At 59.8% G+C, this 388-nt stretch carries 1 protein-coding gene; it reads right to left on the bottom strand.

The window, feature by feature from the left end:
- The coding region (locus SB717_RS34005; RefSeq protein ID WP_410907220.1) for a hypothetical protein at window positions 1-388 on the bottom strand (388 nt) is incomplete at both ends.

Below are 388 nucleotides of genomic sequence, written 5' to 3'. Positions count from 1 at the left end.
GCCTTGGCTGTTGAACCAAGCGGTGTAGCTGTGTAACAGGTACAAGGTGTCCAAACTCAGCGTGAGTCCATTGGAACCGAGGCCCAGCAGCCAATCGGGACGCACCAGGAACAAACGCAGCGCCGCCGTGCTCAATTTCAGGTGCACGGCCGCCTGCCCATAACGCATCACCCGTTGAAGCTGGGCGAGCAACGACTCCTGCCCGGGGTCCTGACCATTCAATAACGTGGACAACAACCACCAGACCGAGGTTTGTGCCCAGCGCACCACGACCTGAGCACGGTCCATGGGCAAGTTGATCATCTCCTGCGTCAGCGCCTCTACCAGCCGTAGCTGCCGATCATGGGCGGCTAACAGCAGGTTGCTGAGTTTCTCGACACACTGCGCC

Source organism: Priestia sp. SIMBA_032, from assembly GCF_046535215.1.
GTDB classification, from domain to species: Bacteria; Bacillota; Bacilli; order Bacillales; family Bacillaceae_H; genus Priestia; species Priestia aryabhattai.
The sequence above is the reverse complement of the archived record's forward strand: the minus strand, read 5'-3'. Positions and strand labels throughout refer to the sequence as shown.